General features: G+C 63.9%; 23 protein-coding genes and 1 tRNA gene. 21 read left to right on the top strand and 3 right to left on the bottom strand.

What is annotated here, in order from left to right; all coding sequences use genetic code 11:
* Positions 1–43: 43 nt before the first annotated feature.
* Positions 44–1,060 (bottom strand): hypothetical protein, encoded by a 1,017-nt coding sequence (locus tag ACT53T_RS09455; protein WP_476161011.1) that lies wholly within the window; start codon positions 1,058–1,060, stop codon positions 44–46.
* A gap of 359 nt (positions 1,061–1,419) precedes the next feature.
* On the opposite strand from ACT53T_RS09455, the gene ACT53T_RS09450 reads away from it, so the two are divergent.
* On the top strand, positions 1,420–3,036 hold the full coding sequence (locus tag ACT53T_RS09450; RefSeq protein WP_476161010.1) for a recombinase family protein: 1,617 nt from the start codon (positions 1,420–1,422) through the stop codon (positions 3,034–3,036).
* Here ACT53T_RS09450 and ACT53T_RS09445 read toward each other — a convergent pair.
* Together ACT53T_RS09445 and ACT53T_RS09440 are read right to left on the bottom strand one after the other, a co-directional pair.
* Positions 3,007–3,083, bottom strand: a tRNA-Arg gene (locus ACT53T_RS09445). The two genes, ACT53T_RS09450 and ACT53T_RS09445, sit on opposite strands and share 30 nt — an antisense overlap.
* A 107-nt stretch (positions 3,084–3,190) precedes the next feature.
* A complete protein-coding gene (locus ACT53T_RS09440; protein ID WP_400768564.1) occupies positions 3,191–3,802 on the bottom strand; it encodes a PilZ domain-containing protein in 612 nt (203 codons plus the stop codon).
* A 245-nt stretch (positions 3,803–4,047) separates the two neighbouring features.
* Here ACT53T_RS09440 and crcB point away from each other — a divergent pair, with 245 nt between their 5' ends.
* From crcB to ACT53T_RS09340, 20 genes are all read left to right on the top strand, one after another.
* The gene (gene crcB / locus ACT53T_RS09435; RefSeq protein WP_476161009.1) at positions 4,048–4,431 is read left to right on the top strand and encodes a fluoride efflux transporter CrcB; all 384 of its coding nucleotides are present in this window, start codon (positions 4,048–4,050) and stop codon (positions 4,429–4,431) included.
* Entirely contained in the window at positions 4,428–5,525 is a 1,098-nt protein-coding gene (locus ACT53T_RS09430) for a pseudouridine synthase (RefSeq protein WP_476161008.1), read from the top strand. Before crcB ends, ACT53T_RS09430 begins: the two co-directional genes overlap by 4 nt.
* A gap of 30 nt (positions 5,526–5,555) precedes the next feature.
* Positions 5,556–6,377: an ATP12 family chaperone protein gene (locus ACT53T_RS09425; RefSeq protein WP_476161007.1), complete on the top strand. Its 822-nt coding sequence runs from the start codon at positions 5,556–5,558 to the stop codon at positions 6,375–6,377.
* Positions 6,378–6,571: 194 nt separating this feature from the next.
* Entirely contained in the window at positions 6,572–6,937 is a 366-nt protein-coding gene (locus ACT53T_RS09420) for an NADH-quinone oxidoreductase subunit A (protein ID WP_018265968.1), read from the top strand.
* On the top strand, positions 6,928–7,512 hold the full coding sequence (locus ACT53T_RS09415; protein WP_018265967.1) for a NuoB/complex I 20 kDa subunit family protein: 585 nt from the start codon (positions 6,928–6,930) through the stop codon (positions 7,510–7,512). Before ACT53T_RS09420 ends, ACT53T_RS09415 begins: the two co-directional genes overlap by 10 nt.
* Positions 7,513–7,612: 100 nt before the next feature.
* Complete coding sequence (locus ACT53T_RS09410) at positions 7,613–8,215, top strand: NADH-quinone oxidoreductase subunit C (RefSeq protein ID WP_024879545.1); 603 nt, start codon at positions 7,613–7,615, stop codon at positions 8,213–8,215.
* A gap of 49 nt (positions 8,216–8,264) precedes the next feature.
* Positions 8,265–8,654, top strand: a complete 390-nt coding sequence (locus ACT53T_RS09405) for a four helix bundle protein (protein WP_476161006.1) — start codon at positions 8,265–8,267, stop codon at positions 8,652–8,654.
* 55 nt (positions 8,655–8,709) lie between these two features.
* Positions 8,710–9,900 carry an NADH-quinone oxidoreductase subunit D gene (locus tag ACT53T_RS09400; RefSeq protein ID WP_018265965.1) on the top strand — a complete coding sequence of 397 codons (1,191 nt, stop codon included), beginning with the start codon at positions 8,710–8,712 and terminating at the stop codon, positions 9,898–9,900.
* Positions 9,900–10,526 carry an NADH-quinone oxidoreductase subunit NuoE gene (gene nuoE / locus ACT53T_RS09395; protein ID WP_476161005.1) on the top strand — a complete coding sequence of 209 codons (627 nt, stop codon included), beginning with the start codon at positions 9,900–9,902 and terminating at the stop codon, positions 10,524–10,526. The genes ACT53T_RS09400 and nuoE overlap by 1 nt, the downstream gene beginning before the upstream one ends.
* Positions 10,527–10,533: 7 nt before the next feature.
* Positions 10,534–11,838 carry an NADH-quinone oxidoreductase subunit NuoF gene (gene nuoF / locus ACT53T_RS09390; protein ID WP_036286463.1) on the top strand — a complete coding sequence of 435 codons (1,305 nt, stop codon included), beginning with the start codon at positions 10,534–10,536 and terminating at the stop codon, positions 11,836–11,838.
* A gap of 9 nt (positions 11,839–11,847) precedes the next feature.
* Entirely contained in the window at positions 11,848–13,911 is a 2,064-nt protein-coding gene (gene nuoG, locus ACT53T_RS09385) for an NADH-quinone oxidoreductase subunit NuoG (protein WP_476161004.1), read from the top strand.
* Positions 13,912–13,921: 10 nt separating this feature from the next.
* Positions 13,922–14,941 (top strand): NADH-quinone oxidoreductase subunit NuoH, encoded by a 1,020-nt coding sequence (gene nuoH, locus ACT53T_RS09380; RefSeq protein WP_018265961.1) that lies wholly within the window; start codon positions 13,922–13,924, stop codon positions 14,939–14,941.
* 12 nt (positions 14,942–14,953) lie between these two features.
* Positions 14,954–15,442 (top strand): NADH-quinone oxidoreductase subunit NuoI, encoded by a 489-nt coding sequence (nuoI, locus tag ACT53T_RS09375; RefSeq protein ID WP_142863920.1) that lies wholly within the window; start codon positions 14,954–14,956, stop codon positions 15,440–15,442.
* A 49-nt stretch (positions 15,443–15,491) separates the two neighbouring features.
* Complete coding sequence (locus ACT53T_RS09370; protein ID WP_476161003.1) at positions 15,492–16,094, top strand: NADH-quinone oxidoreductase subunit J; 603 nt, start codon at positions 15,492–15,494, stop codon at positions 16,092–16,094.
* Between the two features lie 13 nt (positions 16,095–16,107).
* Positions 16,108–16,416: an NADH-quinone oxidoreductase subunit NuoK gene (gene nuoK, locus ACT53T_RS09365; RefSeq protein WP_018265958.1), complete on the top strand. Its 309-nt coding sequence runs from the start codon at positions 16,108–16,110 to the stop codon at positions 16,414–16,416.
* Between the two features lie 6 nt (positions 16,417–16,422).
* The gene (gene nuoL, locus ACT53T_RS09360) at positions 16,423–18,480 is read left to right on the top strand and encodes an NADH-quinone oxidoreductase subunit L (RefSeq protein ID WP_476161002.1); all 2,058 of its coding nucleotides are present in this window, start codon (positions 16,423–16,425) and stop codon (positions 18,478–18,480) included.
* A complete protein-coding gene (locus ACT53T_RS09355; RefSeq protein WP_476161001.1) occupies positions 18,480–19,991 on the top strand; it encodes an NADH-quinone oxidoreductase subunit M in 1,512 nt (503 codons plus the stop codon). The genes nuoL and ACT53T_RS09355 overlap by 1 nt, the downstream gene beginning before the upstream one ends.
* A gap of 13 nt (positions 19,992–20,004) precedes the next feature.
* Entirely contained in the window at positions 20,005–21,438 is a 1,434-nt protein-coding gene (nuoN, locus tag ACT53T_RS09350; RefSeq protein ID WP_476161000.1) for an NADH-quinone oxidoreductase subunit NuoN, read from the top strand.
* Positions 21,439–21,443: 5 nt separating this feature from the next.
* Entirely contained in the window at positions 21,444–22,247 is an 804-nt protein-coding gene (locus ACT53T_RS09345) for a biotin--[acetyl-CoA-carboxylase] ligase (RefSeq protein ID WP_476160999.1), read from the top strand.
* Positions 22,244–23,914, top strand: coding sequence for a ribonuclease J (locus ACT53T_RS09340; RefSeq protein ID WP_476160998.1), 1,671 nt, complete (start codon positions 22,244–22,246; stop codon positions 23,912–23,914). Before ACT53T_RS09345 ends, ACT53T_RS09340 begins: the two co-directional genes overlap by 4 nt.
* Positions 23,915–23,931: the final 17 nt, after the last annotated feature.

The following is a 23,931-nucleotide window of genomic DNA, read 5'->3' as shown; positions in this document are numbered from 1 at the left end:
ATTCGCAGCGAGAATCCTCGCCGCAGTCAGGCAGAAAATCCACTCAAGCCACTGTCCGAATTTCCGAGGCCGGCTCTCTGGCGAGTCGCACGATGTCGGCAGGCGACGGCGTCGCCCTTCGATCGGGACGCGCCATCCGGTCGCCGTCCGCTTGTGGCGTTCCGATATCAAAGAATGCCAGCTCGAACTCCGAAGGCTCGGCGGTCCCGATCTCGCGCCGCATCGACCTTTGAGCGTCCGCCACCGCGCGCGCTGCGGTGCGGTATTTTACGAGCAAATCGAGCTGCGCTAGCCGCGCTCGATAATCCGCCGTGTCCTCTGGAGCAGCTCGTCGTGGACCCCGCGCAGTGTCACCGAGGCGGGAGAGTCGCTTCGCCTCCGAATCGCGCCGATCCGGTCCCCATAAAGCAGCCGCGGCCTTGGAGCCGCGCTCCTGCATATCGCAAACGATTTTTTCCAAATTTGCTAATAGTCGCTCCTCCTCGTCGAGTGGCTTGTCGTTGTTCTTGGATTGATTGACGTAAAACAGCGAGTTGATCGGCTTTATGTGCGGGATGAGGATGTCTCTTGCATTTTGCTCAGCCGAAGCGGCTCCCAAATCCTTGTCCGAATAGAATGCTTTCAGAAATTTCAGCAGGAAATAGACTTCTGCGTCGATCGCATCGGCGATTTGCTGTTCGACTTCCGCAACGCCTGGGCGACCCCTTGGATTCGGAGCCGCAGGAAATAGCCCGATGGGTAGGGTGATCCCGACCTTCAATTCACCATCGAATATATCAATCGCGTCGGACGCGCCGCCGAGCAAGCCAGGAGTTTCGTTGGGGCGATGAGGGGTTAGGCCCCAACGACGAAAAAAGTGCGGCGTCCAGATCGCCTCGAGGTATGCAGCGCGGGAGCGCAGGGAGTTTTGTATTTTCGCAATAAGATCCGCAAAATGTATGTCATTAAGAGAATGGCTATTGTCGATAGCAAATACAATAATAGTATGTGGGTCGCTATAAAGATCACATGCTTCGAGCGGCGAGGTCGGAATAGATATATTTCTGTCTATGATAGTCATCTTTCACCTTGAATCGGATAGTTATGCTTTATACGTGAGAGTCTCTGCTCCTTTTCGAATTAAGTGGGGGAGCGCTCGATCTCGTGACGACGATCATAGCCGGAGCAGTCAAATCCGGGAAATATCGTCGTGCGCTCGCTCCGAAAAATCGCCGATCGGGGACAACGTCCGCTTAACGCGAGATGGACCTCCGAAACGCGCCTCGAGATTTCGACGGAGGAGGTCGACTATATTATGATCGCCCTCGCTGGGGAAATTCGGGCAATCTTCCGCGGGAGCCTCCATATATCGAATATGCAAGTCGAGGATCCGGTGGACGACGTAAAGAACATGTCGCCGAGAGACGAGGTGAGTCGGAAATGACGGTGAGAGTAGCCGCATATTACCGAGTGTCGACGCAGCGCCAAGCCAAGGAGGGGCTTTCTCTCGAAGATCAGCAGCGCGCCGTCCGGGCAGACTGCGATGCGCGGGGAGAGGTGATCGTCGAGGAATATATAGAGCGAGGCGTCAGCGGGCGGACCGATGAGAGGGCCGAACTCCAGCGGCTCCTCGCGGACGCAAATTCGATTCCACGCCCATTCGACGCCGTCGTGGTACATTCTTTCTCACGATTTTTCCGTGACGCGGCCGTTCTCGAGCTCACCGTCCGGGACCTGCGGGCGAACGGAATCCAATATCGTTCTATAACGCAGCCGACCGGAAACGATGATGCCGGAGATATGGTCAGGCAGGTATTCGCCATTTTCGACGAATACGGCTCGAAGGAAAATGCGAAGCACGTCCGTCGCACCATGGTCGCCAATGCGAAGGAAGGATTTTGGAACGGCGCGGCCCCACCCTATGGCTACAAGACCATCGTTGCCGAGGTCCGCGGAAAGAAGCAGAAGAAGAAGCTGGAGGTGGACGAAGTCGAGGCGCCGGTGGTTCGTCTCATATTCGATCTCGCCTCGAAGGGCGTCGGCAAATCGGGCCCGCTCGGCGTCAAGAAGATCGTCTCTTATCTGAACGACAACGGCTTCCGAACCCGAAACGGCAATTTTTGGCATATCGGGCCCCTCCACCAACTCCTCACTCGCTCGACCTACAAGGGCGTGCATCAATATAATCGGTCCGACTCGCGAACCCGCGCCAAGCGCAGCGAGGACGAGATCGTGGAGATCGCCGTCCCCCCGATCGTCTCTGTCGATCGATGGACCGCCGTTCAGGAAATCCTCCGCTCGAAGAATCCGAGGGTCAATCCGCCGCAGACGGTGAGCGGGCCCATTCTTCTCACTGGTGTCGCGCGTTGCGTGGAGTGCGGGGCCGCCATGACGATCCGCACGGGCAAGTCGGGACGCTATCGGTATTATTCCTGTGCGAACGCCCAGGCGCGCGGCAAATCGGCGTGCTCCGGGCTTTCCGTCCGCATGGAGCGGCTCGACGAGGCGGTCACTTCGGCGTTGTGCGAGCGCGTCCTGGATCCGAGTCGCCTCGAAAATCTTTTGCGGGAAGTCGGCGATCGGATGCAGGAAGTCGACAGCCGAGATCGGGGGGAGCTGCTTCGCGTCGAAGCCGAACTCGCGGAGGCCAAGCTGCGACTCGACCGTCTTCACGAGGCGATCGAAAAGGGAATCGTGGACGCTTCGGACGCGCAGTTCGCGTCTCGTATCGCCAAGGCCACGACAGACAGGGACGTCGCGGCCGTGGCGAAAGAGCGCATTGTGGCCCGGCGCGTCAACGGCGTTGACATCACGCCGGACAAGGTCGTGGCTTTTGGCGCCGTGATGCGCGACGCCATCACGGCGGGAGAGATTCCGTTCCGGAAGACCTATCTTCGCCTTCTCATCGACGAGATCCGCGTCGGGAAGGAAGTCGCCCTGATCCGCGGCCGCAATGAACGGCTGCATTCCCGCGTCGCCGGCGGCTCGCCGTTCGACGGCGGCATGGTGCCCACTACTGTTCAGGAATGGCGCGCCCGAAGGGATTCGAACCCCTGACCTCTGCCTTCGGAGGGCAGCGCTCTATCCAGCTGAGCTACGGGCGCAAACGAGGCTTCTGCGTCTTCACTATCGCATGCGCGCGGGGCCTGCAATCGGGCGGGGCGGCTTTTCGTGCGGCCTTTGCGGGTTTCAACCGTTTTTGGCTGTGATTTCAGAGCTCTATGTCTTCGTCGAATATCTCGAGCGGCAACAGACGGCGGAAGCGGACCGCGAACCCATCCTCGGTCTGGCGAATGACCTCGGCCTGGGTCCGCTTCCCGATCGTGATCTTCTCGCCCGGGGGAACCTGCACCTCGGTGCGTAGCGAGGCGCCGCTGCGCGAGAGATCCAGGATCTCGCAGGGCAGGGTCACTTGCGCCACGGTGAAAGTGGTGAAGCGCCGCTTGGGCCGCAGACGCTCGTGATCGCGGCATTGCGGGGCGTCCGGCGCGGCGTGTCGCGTCAGCCATGCGAATTGCATCGCCACATGGGCGCGCGGCTGATCCGTGATCTGGAGGTCGACGGTGAAGCCGCCCTCGAAGAGACGAATCACCACGCCGTCGAAACGGCCCCATCGGTCGAGATCGAGCGCGATGCGGTCGCCGACCGCGGGCCGAAAGTCGCTGCGCAGAGCGACGATCTCCGCCGACATGTCGATGGTGCGGCAGGCGTAGCGCCGCTGGTCCGGCGGCAGGCTGAAGCGGCCGTCGAAGCGCGGCTCCGCGATCGTCTCGGCGGCGCGCTGCTCCACCCCGATCTTGGGGCGCAAATCTGGTCGTCTCACGGCCGTCGCTCCACATGCGCGGCGCTCGCCAGTCGCGCATGGACTGGGGCGCTGACGAGTTGCGGCCGCATAACGACCGTAGAATATTATTTAGTCTCAATAGTTTCTGCACGACGGCGACGCAGCCGTCGGGGCTAGATTACGCATGTTAGCGGCAATACGTAAATCGGGCTTGAATCGAAGCCGCGCAATTGACCGCGTTCGGTTCCCGTGACGCCGCCGCCCGCTTGCGCTAGAAGGCGCATATGCGCGCGCTTCTTCTCATCTTTCTCGGGTCCGGCTTGGGCGGGACTCTGAGGCATGTCGTCAATTCCTCGTGCCAGCGCTGGCTCGGCGCGCAACTGCCCTGGGGCGTTTTCCTCATAAATGTCAGCGGGTCCTTCATCATGGGCCTCGCCGCAGGCTATTTCGCCTTCAAGGCGGGGCCGGGTTGGCCGCAGTCGATGCGGCTCTTCGTGACCACAGGCGTGCTCGGCGGCTATACGACCTTCTCCGCCTTCTCGCTGGATGCGGCTACTCTCATCGAGCGCGGCGACACGCTCGCGGCCGGGCTCTATGTGGGCGGCTCGGTGGGCCTGTCGATTGCGGGGCTGTTCCTCGGACTTTATCTGGTGAGGGCTTTGACATGACCGGGGAGGCGGCGCAGGCGCCGCAATCGACGCCCGTGCAGACGCTGATCGTCGACGAGGACGAGGCGGGGCTGCGGCTCGACCGCTGGTTCAAAAGGCGCTTTCCGGCGCTGGCTCTGTCGCATCTCGCGAAAATCTGCCGCAAGGGCGAGGTGCGGGTGGACGGCAAGCGGGTCGACACTTCCACGCGGCTCGAGCAGAATCAGAAGATTCGCGTGCCGCCGCTCAAGCTGGAGACAGTCGCGGCGCCGGCGGTGATGCGAGCGCGGCCGGAGGACGCCCGCGAGCTCGCCGGAATGACCTTGTTCGAGGACGCGCATCTCCTCGTGCTGAACAAGCCCTATGGCCTCGCCGTGCAGGGCGGCTCGGGCATGAAGCGGCATATAGACGGAATGCTCGAATCGCTGGCGGTGGGCGACAAGCGGCCGGTGCTGGTGCATCGGCTCGATCGCGACACCTCCGGCGTGCTGCTGATCGCCAAGAACAGGCGCACCGCCGCCGATCTCGGGGAAATCTTTCGCTCGCGGCAGGCGCATAAGATCTATTGGGCGCTGGTCGAGGGCGTGCCGAAGCCGGCGCAGGGCCGCGTCTCGCTCTATCTCGCCAAGGGCGCCGATATGGCGGACGAGCGCTCGCGCCGCAGCGGCGAGCGGCGCGCGGCCGATCCCGCCGACGCAAGGGAGAAGATGCGCGTCGCCCGCCATGGGGACGAGGGCGCGCAGCATTCGCTGACTTATTACGCCATCGTCGACAAAGCGGCGCCGCGCTGCGCCTGGCTGTCGATGAAGCCCTTGACCGGCCGTACCCATCAGCTCCGCGCCCATGCGGAGGCGATCGGCTGCCCGATCTTCGGCGACCCCAAATATGGCCATAGGCCGGAGGACGAGGTGCGCCGCCGCGATCCGATGCGCGCCATGCCCGCAGAGCTCGAGCCCAAGCTGCATCTTCTGGCGCGGCGGCTGATTCTGCCCCACCCCAAGGGCGGGACGCTCGACGTCACCGCGCCGTTGCCGGCGCATATGAAGAATAGCTGGGCGTTTTTCGGCTTCGATGTGGGGCAGGACGATCCCATATTGTCCGCGCCGGACGCGTGAGCGCGCGAGACACGCCAGAGGAGAGCCCCAATGTCCCATGAAAGCGAAAATCTCGCCGACGGCCTTTTCGTGCCCGATGAGGAGCGAAATCCGCTGCGCAATGCGGTGCAAAGGGGCGCGAGGCCGGAGCTGCCGAAGCGATTCTACCAATCGGCCAGCGTCGGCGAGGCCGATGGCGGCTACGCCGTCCTGCTCGACGGGCGGACGGTCAAGACGCCGGCGCGGCGAATATTGACGACTCCGTCCTCGCCCTTGACCGCGGCGCTGGCCGAGGAATGGGGGACGCAGGGGGAAAGGCTCAATCCGACATCCATGCCTTTGACGCGGCTTGTAAACTCGGCGATCGACGGAGTCGCCGACCGGCTCGAGGAGGTCGCCGCCGACGTCGCCAAATATGCGGGCTCCGACCTCGTGAGCTATCGCGCCGACGGGCCGGCCGGCCTCGCCGCGGCGCAGGCGGCGGCTTGGGATCCGCTGCTCGCCTTCGCCAAGCAGCGGCTCGGCGCCGAGCTCGCCGTGACCTCGGGCGTGATATTCGTCTCCCAGGCCCCGGAGGCCACGGCGGCGGTGACGGAGGCCGTGCGCGCCTATGCGGGGCAGGGGGCGGAGGCGCCCTTCCGCCTCGCGGCGCTGCACGCCATGACGACGCTGACCGGCTCCTGCCTCATCGCGCTCGCCGTGGCGCTGGGCGAGATGGAGATCGAGGCCGCCTGGGCCGCCGCCCATGTCGACGAGGACCATCAGATCGAGGCCTGGGGCGCCGACGCCGAGGCCATGGACAGACGCGAGCGCCGATTCGCGGAGATGAAGGCCGCCGCCCGGATCATCGAATTCTTGCCTGGCGACGCCTGATCGATGGGCGCCGACGCATTTTTTCCGGCGGGGGCGGGCGGGCGTAAGGTCCGCGCGTCCAATCCCTTCGGTAAAGACGCGCTCGGCTCTTGCTTTGACCTATACGCTGGGTTACGGAACGCGCGGTCAGACGGCGCCCGGGGCTCCCGCCCCGCGTCACATCGCCGCCCCCGCCGCAAAAGTCGGACATCGCCATGCCGAGCCTGCTCGAACAATATTTGCCGCTCGTGATCTTCATCGCCCTCGCGGCGATCATCGCCGGCGCGCTGCTGGTTCTCCCCTTCTTGGTCGCCTTCAAGGCGCCGGACCCGGAGAAGCTCTCCGCCTATGAGTGCGGCTTCAATCCTTTCGGCGACGCGCGCATGAAATTCGACGTGCGCTTCTATCTCGTCGCTCTGCTCTTCATCGTCTTCGACCTCGAGGTCGCTTTTCTCTTTCCCTGGGCGGTCGCCTTCAAGGAGGCGGGCAGCTTCGGCTTCTGGTCGATGATGTTCTTCCTCGGCGTGCTGACCGTCGGCTTCGTCTATGAATGGCGCAAGGGAGCGCTCGAATGGGATTGATCACTCGCCAGAGCCCGACTCTCGTCGCGCCCTCCGCCAAAGGGCTCGTCGATCCGCGCACCGGCAAGCCGGTGGGCGCCGACGATCCCTTCTATCTCGGCCTCAATGACGAGCTCGCCGACAAGGGCTTTCTCGTCACCGCGACCGACGATCTCATCAATTGGGCGCGCACCGGCTCGCTGATGTGGATGACCTTCGGCCTCGCCTGCTGCGCGGTCGAGATGATCCAGGCGGCCATGCCGCGTTATGATCTCGAGCGTTTCGGCTTTGCGCCGCGCGCCAGCCCGCGCCAGTCGGACGTCATCATCATCGCCGGCACGCTGACCAATAAGATGGCCCCGGCGCTGCGCAAGGTCTACGACCAGATGCCGGAGCCGCGCTACGTCATCTCCATGGGCTCCTGCGCCAATGGCGGCGGCTATTACCACTATTCCTATTCGGTGGTGCGCGGCTGCGATCGAATCATTCCGGTCGACATCTATGTCCCCGGCTGTCCGCCTTCGGCCGAAGCGCTCGTCTATGGCGTTCTGCTTCTGCAAAAGAAGATTCGCCGGAGCGGCACGATCGAGCGGTAATCTGCTCGCGCTTCTCCTCGGGGGAGCGCGCAAGAATGAAGAATGCGATGCGAGCCGACGCGCGAACAGTCGCCGGCTTTCCGTGACGCGAGGGTGAGAAATGAGCGCGGAACTCGAAAAGCTCGGCGAGAAGGTCGCCGCGGCCCTGCCGGGCGTGGTGAAGGGCCTCAAGATCGCCTATGGCGAGCTCACCGTCGAAGTGGAGCGCTCGCGCTGGCTCGACGCCGCGCGCGTGCTGCGCGACGATCCCGAATTCCTCTTCGTCAGCTTCACCGACATCACCGCGGCCGATTACCCGGAGCGCGATCTGCGGTTCGACGTCGTGCTGCACCTCCTCTCGCCAAAGCATAATCAGCGCATTCGCGTGAAGACGCAGACCGACGAGAGCACGCCCGTCGCCTCGCTGACCAGCCTCTATCCCGGCGCCGACTGGTTCGAGCGCGAGACCTACGATCTCTTCGGCGTGCTGTTCGACGGCCATCCAGACCTTCGCCGCATCATGACCGACTACGGCTTCGACGGTCATCCGCTGCGCAAGGATTTCCCGATGTCCGGCTATGTCGAGGTGCGCTACGACGACGAGCGCAAGCGGGTCGTCTATGAGCCCCTGAATCTCACCCAAGAATATCGGAAGTTCGATTTCCTCTCGCCTTGGGAGGGCGTGCAATACGATCTCCCCGGCGACGAGAAGGCGAGCAAGTGAGAGGGCGAATAGCGAATAGGGAGTAGCGAATAGAGGGCTTGAGTCGATCATGGACAGACCTCGATTTCAATCGTATCGAGATCTCAAGGTCTGGCAGGACGCGATGAACCTCGCTGTCGATTGCTACGAACTCACAGGTAGGTTTCCGAGGGAAGAAATGTACGGAATGACCTCGCAAATTCGTCGTGCGGCCGCGTCGGTGGCCGCGAATATCGCGGAAGGCCATGGCCGCGAGACAACGGGGTCGTTCGTCCAATTCTTGAGAAACGCCCAGGGATCGCTCAAAGAGCTGGAAACGCACTTGATGCTCGCCGACAGAGTCGGGCTTGCATCCGCGAGCGCCGTGACGCCTTTGTTGGCGCGCAGCGACGAGATAGGCCGAATGCTGCGTGCGCTGACCCGCTCGCTTCAACGAAAGACAGGAGTGGCGACGACATGACCCACTACTCGCTACTCGCTACTCGCTATTCGCTCTCCCCGCTGGGACTGTCACGATGAACGACCAGAGCCTGCGAAATTTCAATCTCAACTTCGGCCCGCAGCATCCGGCCGCGCATGGCGTGCTGCGCCTGATCCTCGAGCTCGACGGCGAGGTGGTCGAGCGCTGCGATCCGCATGTCGGCTTCCTTCATCGCGGCACCGAGAAGCTGATGGAGGCGCGCACCTATCTGCAGAACGTGCCTTATTTCGATCGGCTCGACTATTGCGCGCCGATGAATCAGGAACACGCCTTCTGTCTCGCGATCGAGCAATTGCTCGAGGTCGAGGTGCCGCGTCGCGGCCAGCTGATCCGCGTGCTCTACGCCGAGATCGGCCGACTTCTCTCGCATCTCCTCAACGTCACCGCGCAAGCCATGGACGTCGGCGCGCTGACGCCGCCGCTCTGGGGCTATGAGGAGCGCGAGAAGCTCATGGTCTTCTATGAGCGGGCGAGCGGCGCGCGCATGCACGCCAATTACTTCCGTCCGGGCGGCGTCGCCCGCGATCTGCCGGATCGGCTCGTCGAGGATATCGGCGCATTCTGCGACCCGTTCCTGAAGGTCCTCGAGGATCTCGACGAGCTCTTCATCGGCAACCGCATCTTCAAGCAGCGCAACGCCGACATCGGCGTCATCTCGCTCGAGGACGCGTGGAAATTCGGCTTCTCCGGCGTGATGGTGCGCGGCTCCGGCGCGCCCTGGGATTTGCGCAAGGCGCGTCCCTACGACTGCTACGAGGAGATGGAGTTCGACATTCCTGTCGGCAAGAATGGCGATTGCTACGACCGCGCGGTGATCCGCATGGAGGAGATGCGCCAGTCGACCTACATTATGAAGCAATGCGTCGATAAGCTGCTGAAGGCCGAGAATCGCGGCCCGGTGGCGACGGTGAACAATAAGATTTGCTCGCCGCCGCGCGCGGAGATGAAGCGCTCGATGGAAGCGCTCATCCATCACTTCAAGCTCTACACGGAAGGCTTCAAGGTGCCGGCCGGCGAGGTCTATGCGGCGGTCGAGGCCCCCAAGGGCGAGTTCGGCGTCTATCTCGTCTCCGACGGCACCGACAAGCCCTATCGCTGCAAGCTGCGCGCGCCGGGCTTCGCGCATCTGCAAGCCATGGATTTTCTCTGCAAGGACCATCTGCTCGCCGACGTCTCGGCGATCCTTGGTTCGCTCGATATCGTCTTCGGGGAGGTCGATCGCTGATGTCCATACGTCGTCTCGCCGAAGAGCAGCCCGCGAGCTTCGAATTCACGCCCGAGAACAAGGCGTGGCTCGAGGCGCAGATCGCCAAATATCCCGACGGCCGTCAGGCCTCCATGGTCGTGCCGGCGCTGTGGCAGGCGCAGAAGCAGAACGACTATTGGCTGCCGCAAAAGGCGATCGAGAATGTCGCGGACACGCTGGGCATGCCCTATATCCGCGTGCTCGAGATCGCGACCTTCTACACGATGTTCAATCTCGAGCCGGTCGGCAAATTCTACATCCAGCTCTGCGGCACGACGCCCTGCATGCTGCGCGGCTCCGACGAGCTGATCGCCGTGCTAGAGCGCCGCGTCGGCCCGCAGCGTCATGTGACGGCCGACGGGCTGTTCTCCTGGCTCGAGGTCGAGTGCCTCGGCGCCTGCTGCAATGCGCCGATGGTGCAGATCAACGACGACTATTACGAAGATTTGACGGTCGAGAATTTCGAGAAGCTCCTCGACGATCTCGCCGCCGGCCGGCCGGTGAAGATCGGCTCGCAGACGGGCCGTGTCTCCTCGGAGCCGGAAGGCGCGCTGACGAGCCTCACTTCTTTCTACGGCGACGGCGCCAAAGCGCAGGCGGAGTGAACGACCAATGCTCGCCGACAAAGACCGCATCTTCACAAATCTCTATGGCATAGGCGACAAGAGCCTCGCCGGAGCCCGTTCGCGCGGCGCCTGGGACAACACCAAGGCGCTGCTGGAGCTCGGCCGCGACAAGATCATTCAAGAGGTCAAGGATTCGGGGCTGCGCGGTCGCGGCGGCGCCGGCTTCTCCACCGGCCTCAAATGGTCCTTCATGCCCAAGACGCCGGATCCTTTGCGTCCGTCCTATCTCGTCATCAACGCCGACGAGTCGGAGCCGGGCACCTGCAAGGATCGCGAGATCATGCGCAATGATCCGCATACGCTGATCGAAGGCGCGCTGATCGCCTCCTTCGCCATGGGCGCGCACGCCTCTTATATCTATGTGCGCGGCGAGTTCATCGCCGAGCGCGTCGCGCTGCAGAAGGCGATCGACGAGGCCTATGAGGCGCGCCTCATCGGCAAGGACAATATTCACGGCTATCCCTTCGATCTCTACGTCCATCACGGCGCCGGCGCTTACATCTGCGGCGAGGAGACAGCGCTGATCGAGAGCCTCGAAGGCAAGAAGGGCATGCCGCGGCTAAAGCCGCCGTTTCCGGCCAATGTCGGCCTCTACGGTTGCCCGACGACGGTCAATAATGTCGAATCCATCGCCGTCACGCCGACGATCCTGCGTCGCGGCGCGAGCTGGTTCGCCGGCATCGGCAAGCCCAATAACACGGGCACCAAGCTCTTCTCCATCTCCGGCCATGTGAACAAGCCGTGCAATGTGGAAGAGGCCATGTCCATTCCCTTCCGCGAGCTGATCGATCGTCATTGCGGCGGCGTGCGCGGCGGCTCGGACAATCTTCTCGCTGTCATTCCCGGCGGCTCCTCGGTGCGCCTCGTGCCGGCGGATCAGATCCTCGACTGTCCGATGGATTTCGACAGCCTCGTCAAGCTCGGCTCGGGCCTCGGCACGGCGGCGGTGATCGTCATGGACAAGTCCACCGACATCATCCGCGCCATCGCCCGCATCTCTTATTTCTACAAGCATGAGAGCTGCGGCCAATGCACGCCCTGCCGCGAAGGCACGGGCTGGATGTGGCGCGTCGTCACCCGAATGGCGGAAGGCCGCGCTCACAAGCGCGAGATCGACATGCTGTTCGACGTGTCGAAGCAGATCGAGGGACACACGATCTGCGCGCTCGGCGATGCTGCGGCTTGGCCGATCCAGGGTCTCATCAATCATTTCCGTGGCGAAATCGAGAAGCGCATCGATCGTTATGCGGCCAATCCGCATCCCGATCCGGTGCGCGTGGCGGCGGAGTAGGGCATTCCAATGACCAGAATTCTCGTCGATGGCGTCGAGGTCGACGTTCCGGCCGAATATACGCTGCTGCAGGCCTGCGAGGAGGCCGGCGCCGAGGTGCCGCGCTTCTGCTTCCATGAGCGTCTGTCGATCGCCGGCAATTGCCGCATGTGCCTCGTCGAGGTAAAGGGCGGCCCGCCCAAGCCGCAGGCTTCCTGCGCCATCGCGGTCAAGGATCTGCGTCCCGGCCCAGATGGCGCGCCGGCGGAAGTCTTCACCAAATCGCCCATGGTGAAGAAGGCGCGCGAAGGCGTGATGGAGTTTTTGCTCGTCAACCATCCGCTCGACTGTCCGATCTGCGATCAGGGTGGCGAGTGCGACTTGCAGGATCAGGCGCTCGCCTTCGGCGGCGACAGCTCGCGCTACGCCGAGAACAAGCGCGCGGTCGAGGACAAATATATCGGTCCGCTCGTCAAGACGGCGATGACCCGCTGCATCCATTGCACCCGCTGCGTGCGCTTCACGGCGGAGATCGCCGGCACCAGCGACATGGGCGCGATCGGCCGCGGCGAGGATATGGAGATCACCACCTATCTGCAGACGGCGATGACGTCGGAGCTGCAGGGCAATGTGACCGATCTCTGTCCCGTCGGCGCGCTCCTGCCCAAGCCGCAGAATTTCCGCGCTCGTCCGTGGGAGTATCAGAAGACCGAGACCATCGACGTGCAGGATGCGCTGGGCTCGGCGATCCGCGTCGACGCTCGCGGCCGCGAGGTGATCCGCATTCTGCCGCGTCTCAACGAGGCGGTGAATGAGGAGTGGATCTCTGACAAGACGCGCCAGGTCGTGGATGGTCTGAAGGCGCAGCGCCTCGATCGCCCCTATATTCGTGAGAACGGCCGGCTGCGTCCCGCGACCTGGCAGGAGGCGCTCGCCATTGTCGCCGCCAAGACCAAAGCGACGAAGGCCGAGAAGATCGGCGCGCTCGTCGGCGATCTCGCCGCGCTCGAGGAGATCTACGCGCTGAAGCTCCTCGTCGAGGGGCTCGGCAGCGCCAATCTCGACGCGCGTCAGGACGGCGCCAAGCTCGATCCGCGCTTCGGCCGCGCCTCCTATCTCTTCAACGCCACCATCGCCGGCGTCGACGAGGCGGATTCACTGCTGATCATCGGCTCCAATCCGCGCAAGGAAGCGCCCGTGCTCAATGCGCGCATCCGCAAGCGCTGGCTGAAGGGCGATTTCCACATTTCGCTGATCGGCGAAAAGGCCGATCTGACCTATGATTACGATTATCTCGGCGCCGGCCCCGACGCTCTGGCGCGCTTCGTCGAAAGCGCGCCGACGGGCTCCGCCAAGCGCCTCGTGCTGATCGGGCAGGGCGCGCTGGCGCGTCCCGACGGCCGCGCCATTCTGGCGCTCGCCGCTCAGGCGGCCAAGAAGCATGGCGGATTGTCGGACGGCTGGAACGGCTTCAGCGTGCTGCATACGGCGGCGTCCCGCGTCGGCGCGCTCGATCTCGGCTTCACGCCGGGGCAGGGCGGGCTCGATGCGGCGGAAATCGCCAAGGCCGGCGCGCTCGATCTCGTCTTCAATCTAGGCGCCGATGAAATCGCGATCGAGCCGGGCGCCTTCGTCGTCTATATCGGCACGCATGGCGACAAGGGCGCGCATCGCGCCGACGTCATTCTGCCGGGCGCGGCCTATACGGAAAAATTCGGCCTCTATGTGAACACGGAAGGCCGTGTGCAGGAGGCGCTGCGCGCGACCTTCCCGCCGGGCGACGCCCGCGAGGATTGGGCGATACTGCGCGCTCTCTCGGGCGCTCTCGGCGCGCCGCTGCCCTTCGACTCGCAAAAGCAGCTGCGCGCCAAGCTCGGCGAGGCGCATCCGCATCTCCTGCGGCTCGATCAGATCGGCTCCGCCTCGGCGGCCGATCTCGAGGCGGTGGCGCTGCAGCCGGCGACCGCGTGGAAGGACGATTTCGCGCCTGCGATCACGGATTTCTATCTCACCAATCCGATCGCGCGCGCCTCGGCCACAATGGCGGAATGTTCGGCGCTGGCGCTGGATCGACTGAAGCAAGCGGCGGAATAGGAGCAAGGACGTGATCGACGGCTGGCTGCTGAACCTTCTCCTGATCATCGTGAAGAGCGTCGTTCTGACGGTCGTTCTGCTGGTCTATCTCGCCTATGCGATCTACATCGATCGCAAGGTCTGGGCCGCCGTGCAGCTGCGCCGCGGACCCAATGTCGTCGGCCCCTGGGGCTTGCTCCAGAGCTTCGCCGACATGCTCAAATTCGTGCTCAAGGAGCCGGTGATCCCGGACACGGCCAATAAGGGCGTGTTCCTGCTGGCGCCTTTCGTCACGGCCATGCTCGCTGTCGCGGCCTGGGCCGTCATCCCCGTCAATGACGGCTGGGCGGTCGCCGATCTCAATGTCGGCATTCTCTATATTTTCGCCATCTCCTCGCTCGGCGTCTATGGCATCATCATGGGCGGCTGGGCGTCGAACTCGAAATATCCCTTCCTGTCGGCGCTGCGCTCGGCCGCGCAAATGGTGTCCTACGAGGTCTCGATCGGCTTCGTCATCATCACCGTTCTGCTCTGCGCCGGCTCGCTCAATCTCACCGAGATCGTTCGCGCGCAGGATTCGCAATACGGCATTCTCGGCTGGTATTGGCTGCGCCTGCTGCCGATGTTCATCATCTTCTTCATCTCGGCGCTGGCCGAGACGAACCGCCCGCCCTTCGATCTGGTGGAAGCCGAGTCGGAGCTGGTCGCCGGCTTCATGATCGAATATTCGGCGACGCCCTACATGTTGTTCATGCTCGGCGAATATGTGGCGATCCTGACCATGTGCGCCTTGCTGACGATCCTCTTCTTCGGCGGCTGGCTGCCGCCGGTGAATATCGCGCCCTTCACCCTGATCCCCGGCGTGATCTGGTTCGTCCTCAAGGTCACATTCTTCTTCTTCTTCTTCGCCATGGTGAAGGCCTTCGTGCCGCGCTATCGCTACGACCAGCTCATGCGGCTCGGCTGGAAGGTGTTTCTGCCCATCTCGCTCGTCATGGTCATCGTCGTCGCCGGCATTCTGCAATTCGCCGGCTCGGCGGGCGCGAACTAAGGGAGTGAGGTCATGAAGCTCGATTCTGCGGCCAAGTCGCTCTTCCTCAGTGAGTTCATCGCCGCCTTCTTCCTGTCGATGCGCTACTTCTTCAAGCCGAAGGCGACGCTCAACTATCCGCACGAGAAGAACCCGATCTCGCCACGCTTTCGCGGCGAGCATGCGCTGCGCCGCTATCCCAATGGCGAGGAGCGCTGCATCGCCTGCAAGCTCTGCGAGGCGATTTGCCCGGCGCAGGCCATCACCATCGAGGCCGGCCCGCGCCGCAATGACGGAACCCGCCGCACGACGCGCTACGACATCGACATGGTGAAATGCATCTATTGCGGCTTCTGCCAGGAGGCCTGCCCGGTGGACGCCATCGTCGAGGGTCCGAACCAGGAGTTCGCCGTCGAGACGCGCGAGGAGCTCTACTACAATAAGGAGCGCCTGCTCGAGAATGGCGCGCGCTGGGAGCGCGAGATCGCGCGCAACATCGCGCTCGACGCCCCTTATCGCTGAGAAGCAACGAGAGCCGGACGCAACGAGACGCTCGAGAGAGGACGACAAAGTGGCTGTGGCATTCTTCTATCTTTTCTCGGCGGTGCTGATCGCATCGGCTTTCGCGGTGATCGTCTCGCGCAATCCGGTTCATTCGGTGCTCTTTCTCATCCTCGCCTTCGTCAATGGCGCGGGGCTCTTCCTGCTCGCCGGGGCCGAATTTCTCGCCATGATCCTCGTCGTCGTCTATGTCGGCGCGGTCGCTGTGCTGTTCCTCTTCGTGGTGATGATGCTGGACGTCGATTTCGCCGAGCTGCGCCAGGGCTTCAGCAAGCATCTGCCGGTCGGCGCCGCCGTCGGGGCCGTGGTGCTCGGCGAGCTCGGCCTGCTCGCGCTCGGCTGGCAGAGCGCGCCCGGGGCGAAAGAAGCCGCCGCGGCGCCGATCGTCGCCGGCGTCTCCAACACGGCCGCGCTCGGGCAGGTGCTCTACACGAAATATTTCCTCTTCTTCCAGGCCTCGGCCCTGGTGCTGCTCACCGCGATGATCGGCGCGATCGTGCTGACGCTGCATCACCGTCCCGGCGTCAAGCGGCAGAAGATCGAGGAGCAGAACGCGCGCACGCGCGACAATGTCATCGAGATCAAGAAAGTGCCCTCGCGGGCGGGCGTCTGAGGGGATCGCAGCAATGGTCGTCGACCTCACCCATTATCTCGTCGTCTCGGCGATCGTGTTCACGCTCGGCGTCGCCGGCATCATTCTCAACCGCAAGAACATCATCATCATATTGATGTCGGTCGAGCTGATCCTGCTGGCGGTGAACATCAACCTCGTGGCCTTCTCGGCCTCGCTCGGCGATCTGACCGGCCAGGTCTTCGCCCTGTTCATCCTCACGGTGGCGGCGGCGGAGGCGGCCATAGGCCTCGCCATTCTCGTCACCTATTTCCGCAACCGCGGCACGATCGCGGTCGAGGACATCAACTCTCTGAAGGGCTGAGCGCCGATGATCCAAGCAATCGTCTTTCTGCCGCTCATCGGCTTTCTCATCGCGGGCCTATTCGGACGGCGCATCGGCGCGCGAGCGTCCGAGCTCGTGACGACGACGCTGCTGTTCATCGCCTGCGGCTTCTCCTGGATCGAGTTTTTCGACGTCGCGCTCGGCCATGGCCATGCGAGCGCGCCGGTGCTCGCCAATTGGTTCACCTCGGGCAAGCTCAGCGTCGATTGGGCTTTGCGCGTCGACTCGCTGACCGCCGTCATGCTGGTCGTCGTGACCAGCGTCTCGGCTCTCGTGCATTTCTACTCGATCGGCTATATGCACGAAGACCCCGCTCGTCCGCGCTTCTTCGCCTATCTGTCGCTCTTCACCTTCGCCATGCTCTCGCTGGTGACGGCCGATAATCTCGTGCAGATGTTCTTCGGCTGGGAGGGCGTCGGCCTCGCTTCCTATCTCCTCATCGGCTTCTGGTATCAGAAGCCTTCGGCCAACGCCGCCGCCATCAAGGCCTTCGTCGTCAACCGCGTCGGCGATTTCGGCTTCGCGCTCGGCATTTTCCTGGTCTTCCAGCTTACCCAATCGCTGAGCTTCGAGCAGGTGTTCGCCGCCGTTCCCGGCATAGCCGGCCATAAGATTCATGTGTTCGGCGCCGATTTCGACGCGCTGACGCTGGCGACCTTCCTGCTGTTCATCGGCGCGATGGGCAAATCCGCGCAATTCCTGCTGCACACCTGGCTGCCGGACGCGATGGAAGGCCCGACGCCGGTCTCCGCCCTCATCCATGCCGCCACAATGGTGACGGCCGGCGTGTTCATGGTCGCGCGCCTGTCGCCGATCTTCGAATATGCGCCGGACACGCTCGCCTTCGTCACGCTGATCGGCGCCATCACCGCCTTTTTCGCGGCGACGATCGGCCTCGTGCAGAACGACATCAAGCGCGTCATCGCCTATTCGACCTGCTCGCAGCTCGGCTATATGTTCGTGGCGGAAGGCGTCGGCGCCTATTCGCTCGGCGTGTTCCATCTCTTCACCCACGCCTTCTTCAAGGCGCTGCTGTTCCTCGGCGCCGGCTCGGTCATCCATGCGATGCATCACGAGCAGGACATGCGGAACATGGGCGGGCTGTGGAACAAGATTCCCTTCACCTTCGCCATGATGACGATCGGCACTCTGGCGCTGACCGGCGTCGGCATTCCGGGAACCGAGCTCGGCTTCGCCGGCTTCTTCTCCAAGGACGCTATCATCGAGGCGGCCTTTGCCGCCGGCGAGCACCGCAGCGTCGCCTATCTCGCCTTCGTCTCGACGGTGGTGGCGGCGGGCCTCACCTCCTTCTACTCCTGGCGTCTCGTCTTCATGACCTTCTTCGGCAAGGCGAAGGAGTCTCATGCGGACGCTCATGCCGCGCATGGCCACGACGATCACGCGCATGCTCACGGTCATGCGGACGCTCACGGTCATGACGATCATGCCCATGACGCTCACGGCCACGGCCATCATGCGCCGCACGAGTCGCCGATCGTCATGCTGATCCCGCTCGCTGTTCTGGCGGTGGGCGCGGTGGCGGCGGGCGCGGTGTTCATCGGCGATTTCGCCGGCCATGGCTATGACGAGTTCTGGAAGGGCGCGCTCTATACCGGCCACGACAATCACATTCTCCACGCCATGCATGAGATCCCGCATTGGGTGTCCTATGCCGCGACGGTGATGATGATCCTCGGCTTCCTCGGCGCGCTTTTCGTCTATCAGCTCGCGCCCGGCACGGCGAAGAAGATCGCGCACGCCTTTCCGCGGCTCTACCGTTTCCTGCTCAACAAATGGTATTTCGACGAGCTCTATGACGCGATCTTCGTGCGTCCCGCCTTCGCGCTCGGTCGGCTGCTGTGGAAGGGCGGCGACGGACGCATCATCGACGGGCTCGGCCCGGACGGAATTGCCGCTCGCGTCGTCGACGGCGCCCGCCTCGCGGTGAAGCTGCAGACCGGCTATGTCTATCACTACGCCTTCGCCATGCTGATCGGCGTCGCGGCGGTCGTCACCTGGTTCGTCGCAGGAGGTCTGCGCTGATGTTCGGCTTCGGCATTCTCACCGGCCTCACTTTTCTGCCGCTGGTCGGCGCGGCCTTCATCCTCACGCTGAAGGGCGAGAGCGAGGCGACGCTTCGCAACGCCAAATGGGCTGCGCTGCTGACGACGATCGTCGTCTTCCTGCTCTCGCTCGTCGTGTGGGGGCGTTTCGACACGGCGAGCGCCGCTTTCCAGCTCGTCGAGGAGAGGGCCTGGTTCGGGTCCGGCCTCACCTATAAAATGGGCGTGGACGGCTTCTCCATTCCCTTCGTGCTGCTGACGACCTTCCTGACGCCCTTCGCCATTCTCGCCTCCTGGGAATCGGTGAAGTTTCGCTTGAAGGAATATCTCGTCGCCTTCCTCGTCCTCGAGACGCTGATGATCGGCGTGTTCTGCGCGCTCGATCTCGTGCTCTTCTACCTCTTCTTCGAGGGCGGCCTCATTCCGATGTTCCTCATCATCGGCATTTGGGGCGGCAAGCGGCGCGTCTACGCCAGCTTCAAATTCTTCCTCTACACGCTCGCCGGCTCGCTGCTGATGCTGATCGCCATTCTGGCGATCTACGGCAAGACGGGCACGACGGATATCGTCACTCTGCTCGAGACGAAATTCCCGCCGTCGATGCAGATTTGGCTGTGGCTCGCCTTCTTCGCCTCATTCGCGGTGAAGATGCCCATGTGGCCGGTCCACACCTGGCTGCCGGACGCCCACGTCGAGGCGCCGACCGCGGGCTCGGTGATCCTGGCCGCCATTCTTCTGAAAATGGGCGGCTATGGCTTCATCCGCTTCTCTCTCCCCATGTTCCCGGACGCGTCCGCCTATTTCGCGCCGCTCGTCTATGCGCTGTCGGTGATCGCCGTCATCTACACATCGCTGGTCGCGCTGGTGCAGGAGGACATAAAGAAGCTCATCGCCTATTCGTCGATCGCGCATATGGGCTTCGTCACAATGGGCCTGTTCACGCTGACGACGCAGGGCGTGCAGGGCGCCATGTTCCTGATGATCTCGCATGGCTTCGTCTCCGGCGCGCTCTTCCTCTGCGTCGGGGTGATCTACGACCGCATGCATACGCGCGAGATCGCGGCCTATGGCGGCCTCGTCAATCGCATGCCGCTCTACGCCGTCACCTTCATGATCTTCACCATGGCGAATGTCGGCCTGCCGGGCACGTCCGGCTTCGTCGGCGAGTTTCTGACCCTCACCGGCGCCTTCGTCGCCAATAGCTGGGTGGCGCTGTTCGCGACATCGGGCGTGGTGTTGTCGGCGGCCTATGCGCTCTACCTCTACCGTCGCGTGGTGTTCGGCGCGCTGGAGAAGCCGTCGTTGCAGACGATCAGCGATCTCTCGGCGCGGGAGCTCGTCCTCTTCGTGCCGCTCATCGCGCTGACCATCTATTACGGCGTGCGGCCGCAGCCGATCATCGACGCCTCCGCGGCCGCCGTCGCCAATCTCCTGCAATCTCACACGGCCCTGGCCAATGCGGCGCATGTCGTCGCCCAGGCCGCTCAATGATCGGTCGCTGACGATGTCGTTCTCAACCGCCCTCGCGCATCACTTCCTGCCGGAAACCATCCTCGCCCTCGGCGTATTGGCGCTGATTCTCATCGGCGCCTGGCGCGGGACGCGCGCCTTCGGCCTCGTCAACGAGCTCGCGGCGGGGCTGCTCGGCCTCGCCATTCTGGCGCTGTTCTTCGGCCATACCTCGGAGGCCTCGCTCTTCGAGGGCGCCTTCGTCGATGACGCTTTCGCGCGCTTCGTCAAAGTGCTCACGCTGATCGGCTCGCTCGTCACAATATTGATGTCGCGCGACTATCTGCAGCGCGCCAAGCTCGGCAATTTCGAGTTTCCGGTGCTGGTGATTCTGTCGACGATCGGCATGCTGCTGCTCGTCTCGGCGGATAATCTCATCGCGCTCTATCTCGGCATAGAGCTGATGTCGCTGGCGCTCTATGTCGTCGCCGCCTTCGACCGCGACGACGCCCGCGCTTCGGAGGCCGGCCTCAAATATTTCGTGCTCGGCGCTCTCTCCTCCGGCATGCTGCTCTATGGCGCCTCGCTGCTCTACGGCTTCTCGGGGACGATCTCCTTCGACGGAATCGCCAAGGCGATCACCGGCGCGCCGCCGCTCGGCGTGATCTTCGGACTCGTTTTCGTGCTGGCCGGCCTCGCCTTCAAAATGTCGGCCGCGCCTTTCCATATGTGGACGCCGGACGTCTATGAGGGCGCGCCGACGCCGGTCACGGCTTTCTTCGCCTCGGCGCCGAAGATGGCCGCCGTGGCGATCACCGCGCGCATCGTCTTTACGGCCTTTCCGGGCATTGTCGGGCAGTGGCAGCAGATCGTCATCTTCCTCGCCATCGCCTCCATGCTGCTCGGCTCCTTTGCAGCGATCGGCCAGACCAGCATCAAGCGCCTGATGGCCTATTCCTCGATCGGCCATATGGGCTTCGCCCTGGTCGGCCTCGCGGCGGGCAATGAGGCGGGCGTGCGCGGCGTCGCCATCTATCTCGCCATTTATCTGGTGATGACGCTCGGCGCCTTCGCCGCCATCTTGCAGATGCGCGTCGAGGGTCGTCCGGTCGAGAAGATCAGCGATCTCTCGGGCCTCTCCCGCAATAATGGGACGGCGGCCTTCTTCCTCGCCATGCTGATGTTCTCGCTCGCGGGCGTGCCTCCGCTCGCCGGCTTCTTCGCGAAATATTACGTGCTGCTGGCGGCGGTGGACGCCGGGCTCTATCCGCTCGCCATCGTCGGCGTGCTGGCGAGCGCGATCTCCGCCTTCTATTATTTGCGCGTCGTCAAGGTGATCTATTTCGACGAGCCGGCGCCGGCTTTCGACCAATCGCCTCTGTCGCTGCGCGCGGTGCTCGCGGTCTCGACCGTGTTCCTGCTCGGCTTCTGGCTCTATCCGGCTCCCGTGGTCGAGGCTGCGACGGCCGCCGCCAAGTCGCTGTTCTGAGCCCGATGGAGGGCGTGAGGCTCGGCGACCGCGCGCGTTCGCGCGGGGTTCGTCTCGAGATTTACAGCGAAATCGACTCGACCAATGACGAAGCCAAGCGTCGGGCCGAGTCGGGCGATCCTGGTCCCTTGTGGGTCGTCGCCGCACGCCAGACCAAGGGGCGCGGCCGCCTCGGCCGCAATTGGAGCTCGATCGAGGGAAATCTCCACGCTAGCCTGCTCGTCTCCGGCTTCGGCCCGGCGGCGCTGGCGCCGCAGCTCGGCTTCGCTGCGGGCCTCGCGACGATCTCCGCTTTGATAGAGGCGACCGGCGCCGCCGAAAGGCTCGCGCTCAAATGGCCCAATGACGTGCTGCTCGATGGAGAGAAGCTGGCGGGCGTTCTTCTCGAGGGCGTTCAGCCGGCGGGGCAGGGCGCGCCCTTCGGCTGCGTCATCGGCATAGGGGTCAATTGCGTCTCCGCGCCGGCCGATCTTCCTTACCCGGCGAGCGATTTGTCGCGATTGGGCGGTCCTTCGGCCGGCGCGCTGCTTGCTTTGCTCTCCGACAAAATGGAGGAGACGCTGGCCCTCTGGGCGGGCGGCTCGGGCTTCGCAGCGCTTCGCGAGCGCTGGCTCGGCCATGCGGCGGGATTGGGCGGGGAGATCGAGGCGCGTCTTCCGCGCGAGACGGTCTCCGGCCTTTTTGAGACCATAGACGCCGACGGGCGCCTCATTATTTCGACCCGCAGCGGCCGTCGCGCCATAGAAGCGGGAGACATCTTCTTGCCGGCCCTCGCGGCGGCCCGGCCCGAGCCGGAGCGTGGCCGATGAATGAGGAAGTGAGCGAATTCGTCTTTGCGCCTTTGGGCGGTCTCGGCGAGATCGGCATGAACGCCGCTCTCTATGGTTTCGGCCCGCCGAAGACGCGCAAATGGCTGATGGTCGATTGCGGCCTCGCCTTTCCCGGCCCGGAGCTGCCCGGCGTCGATCTCTTGATGCCCGACGTCACTTTCGTCGAGAAGATCCGCCGCGATCTCGTCGGGCTGGTGATCACCCACGCCCATGAGGATCACATAGGGGCGCTCTCCTTCCTCTGGCCCAAGCTCGGCTGCACCGTCTATGCGACGCGATTCGCCGCGAGCCTGCTGGAGGCGCGCCGCCTGCAGGAGGCGGGTTCGCCCAACATAAAGGTCGTCACCGTGGCGACGGGCCAGCGTCTCGACATCGGCCCCTTCGACGTGGAATTCGTCGCCGTCGCGCATTCGATTCCGGAGGCCAATGCGCTGGCGATCCGCACGCCGGCCGGCCTCGCGATCCACACGGGCGACTGGAAGATCGACCCCGAGCCCGGCGTCGGCCATCGCATCGACGCCGCGCGGCTGACGGCGCTCGGCGACGAGGGCGTCGACGCGCTCATCTGCGATTCCACCAATATTCTGCGCGAGGGCGACAGCTTCTCCGAGAGCGATGTCGCGCAGACGCTGCGCAAGCTCATCGGCGACGCCGAGCAGCGCGTGCTGGTGACGACCTTCGCCTCCAATGTCGCGCGCATTCGCGCCGTGGCGGAGGCGGCGCAGGCGGCCGGGCGCAGCGTCGTCATCGCCGGCCGCGCCATGGAGCGCGTCATTCAGGTTTCGCGCGAATGCGGCTTTCTCGACGGACTGCCGCCTTTTCTGTCGCTCGACATGTTCACCGCCCTGCCGCGCGACAAGATCGTGGTGCTGGCGACTGGCAGCCAGGGCGAGCCGCGCGCCGCCATGGCGCGCGTCGCCGAGAAGGAGCACCCGGTCATCAAGCTCGCGTCCGGCGATACGGTCATCTTCTCCTCGCGCGCCATTCCCGGCAATACGCGGGAGGTGCATCGGGTCGTCAACAAGCTCTGCGACCAGGGCGTCGAGGTCATCACCGATCACGATCATCTGGTCCATTGCTCCGGCCATCCGCGCCGCGGCGAGGTCGCGCAGCTCTATGATTGGGTGCGGCCGCGCATATCGGTGCCGGCGCATGGCGAGGGGCATCATCTCTCCGTCCATGCCGCCTTCGCCAGGGGCAAGGGAGTCGAGACGACGATCGGCGCCCGCAATGGCGACATCGTGCGCCTGTTTCCGGGCGCGCCGGCGATTGTCGGCAAGGCGCCGACCGGGCGCCTGCTGAAGGACGGCGACGTGCTGATCTCCGAGGATGACGGCGCGGTGCGCGAGCGCGCGCGGCTGAGCTTTTCCGGCGTGGTGTCGCTGGCGCTCGCCATCGACAAGCGCGGCGATCTCGTCGGCGATCCCGATGTGCTGATCTCCGGCCTGCCCAAAAAGGGGCGCGACGGCGCGGATATGGGCGAGGTGGTTGACGACGCCATCTTCCGCACCTTCGACAATCTGCCGCGGCAGAAGCGACGGGATTTCGACGCCGCCGCGACGGCGGTGGAGCGCGCGGTGCGCGCCAGCGTCAATGCGGTGTGGGGCAAGAAACCGCAAGTGCATGTATTGATCATCGAGGCGTGATGACGCATTTAGGTCTC

Source organism: Methylosinus sp. DMC45, assembly GCF_056313885.1.
This window is presented reverse-complemented; position numbering and strand designations above follow the sequence as displayed.

Coding starts and splice junctions, on each gene's coding strand:
- ACT53T_RS09455 (WP_476161011.1), bottom strand. CDS start 1,060: ATGACTATCATAGACAGAAATATATCTATTCCGACCTCGCCGCTCGAA.
- ACT53T_RS09450 (WP_476161010.1), top strand. CDS start 1,420: ATGACGGTGAGAGTAGCCGCATATTACCGAGTGTCGACGCAGCGCCAA.
- crcB (WP_476161009.1), top strand. CDS start 4,048: ATGCGCGCGCTTCTTCTCATCTTTCTCGGGTCCGGCTTGGGCGGGACT.
- ACT53T_RS09430 (WP_476161008.1), top strand. CDS start 4,428: ATGACCGGGGAGGCGGCGCAGGCGCCGCAATCGACGCCCGTGCAGACG.
- ACT53T_RS09425 (WP_476161007.1), top strand. CDS start 5,556: ATGTCCCATGAAAGCGAAAATCTCGCCGACGGCCTTTTCGTGCCCGAT.
- ACT53T_RS09420 (WP_018265968.1), top strand. CDS start 6,572: ATGCCGAGCCTGCTCGAACAATATTTGCCGCTCGTGATCTTCATCGCC.
- ACT53T_RS09415 (WP_018265967.1), top strand. CDS start 6,928: ATGGGATTGATCACTCGCCAGAGCCCGACTCTCGTCGCGCCCTCCGCC.
- ACT53T_RS09410 (WP_024879545.1), top strand. CDS start 7,613: ATGAGCGCGGAACTCGAAAAGCTCGGCGAGAAGGTCGCCGCGGCCCTG.
- ACT53T_RS09405 (WP_476161006.1), top strand. CDS start 8,265: ATGGACAGACCTCGATTTCAATCGTATCGAGATCTCAAGGTCTGGCAG.
- ACT53T_RS09400 (WP_018265965.1), top strand. CDS start 8,710: ATGAACGACCAGAGCCTGCGAAATTTCAATCTCAACTTCGGCCCGCAG.
- nuoE (WP_476161005.1), top strand. CDS start 9,900: ATGTCCATACGTCGTCTCGCCGAAGAGCAGCCCGCGAGCTTCGAATTC.
- nuoF (WP_036286463.1), top strand. CDS start 10,534: ATGCTCGCCGACAAAGACCGCATCTTCACAAATCTCTATGGCATAGGC.
- nuoG (WP_476161004.1), top strand. CDS start 11,848: ATGACCAGAATTCTCGTCGATGGCGTCGAGGTCGACGTTCCGGCCGAA.
- nuoI (WP_142863920.1), top strand. CDS start 14,954: ATGAAGCTCGATTCTGCGGCCAAGTCGCTCTTCCTCAGTGAGTTCATC.
- nuoK (WP_018265958.1), top strand. CDS start 16,108: ATGGTCGTCGACCTCACCCATTATCTCGTCGTCTCGGCGATCGTGTTC.
- nuoL (WP_476161002.1), top strand. CDS start 16,423: ATGATCCAAGCAATCGTCTTTCTGCCGCTCATCGGCTTTCTCATCGCG.
- ACT53T_RS09355 (WP_476161001.1), top strand. CDS start 18,480: ATGTTCGGCTTCGGCATTCTCACCGGCCTCACTTTTCTGCCGCTGGTC.
- nuoN (WP_476161000.1), top strand. CDS start 20,005: ATGTCGTTCTCAACCGCCCTCGCGCATCACTTCCTGCCGGAAACCATC.
- ACT53T_RS09345 (WP_476160999.1), top strand. CDS start 21,444: ATGGAGGGCGTGAGGCTCGGCGACCGCGCGCGTTCGCGCGGGGTTCGT.
- ACT53T_RS09340 (WP_476160998.1), top strand. CDS start 22,244: ATGAATGAGGAAGTGAGCGAATTCGTCTTTGCGCCTTTGGGCGGTCTC.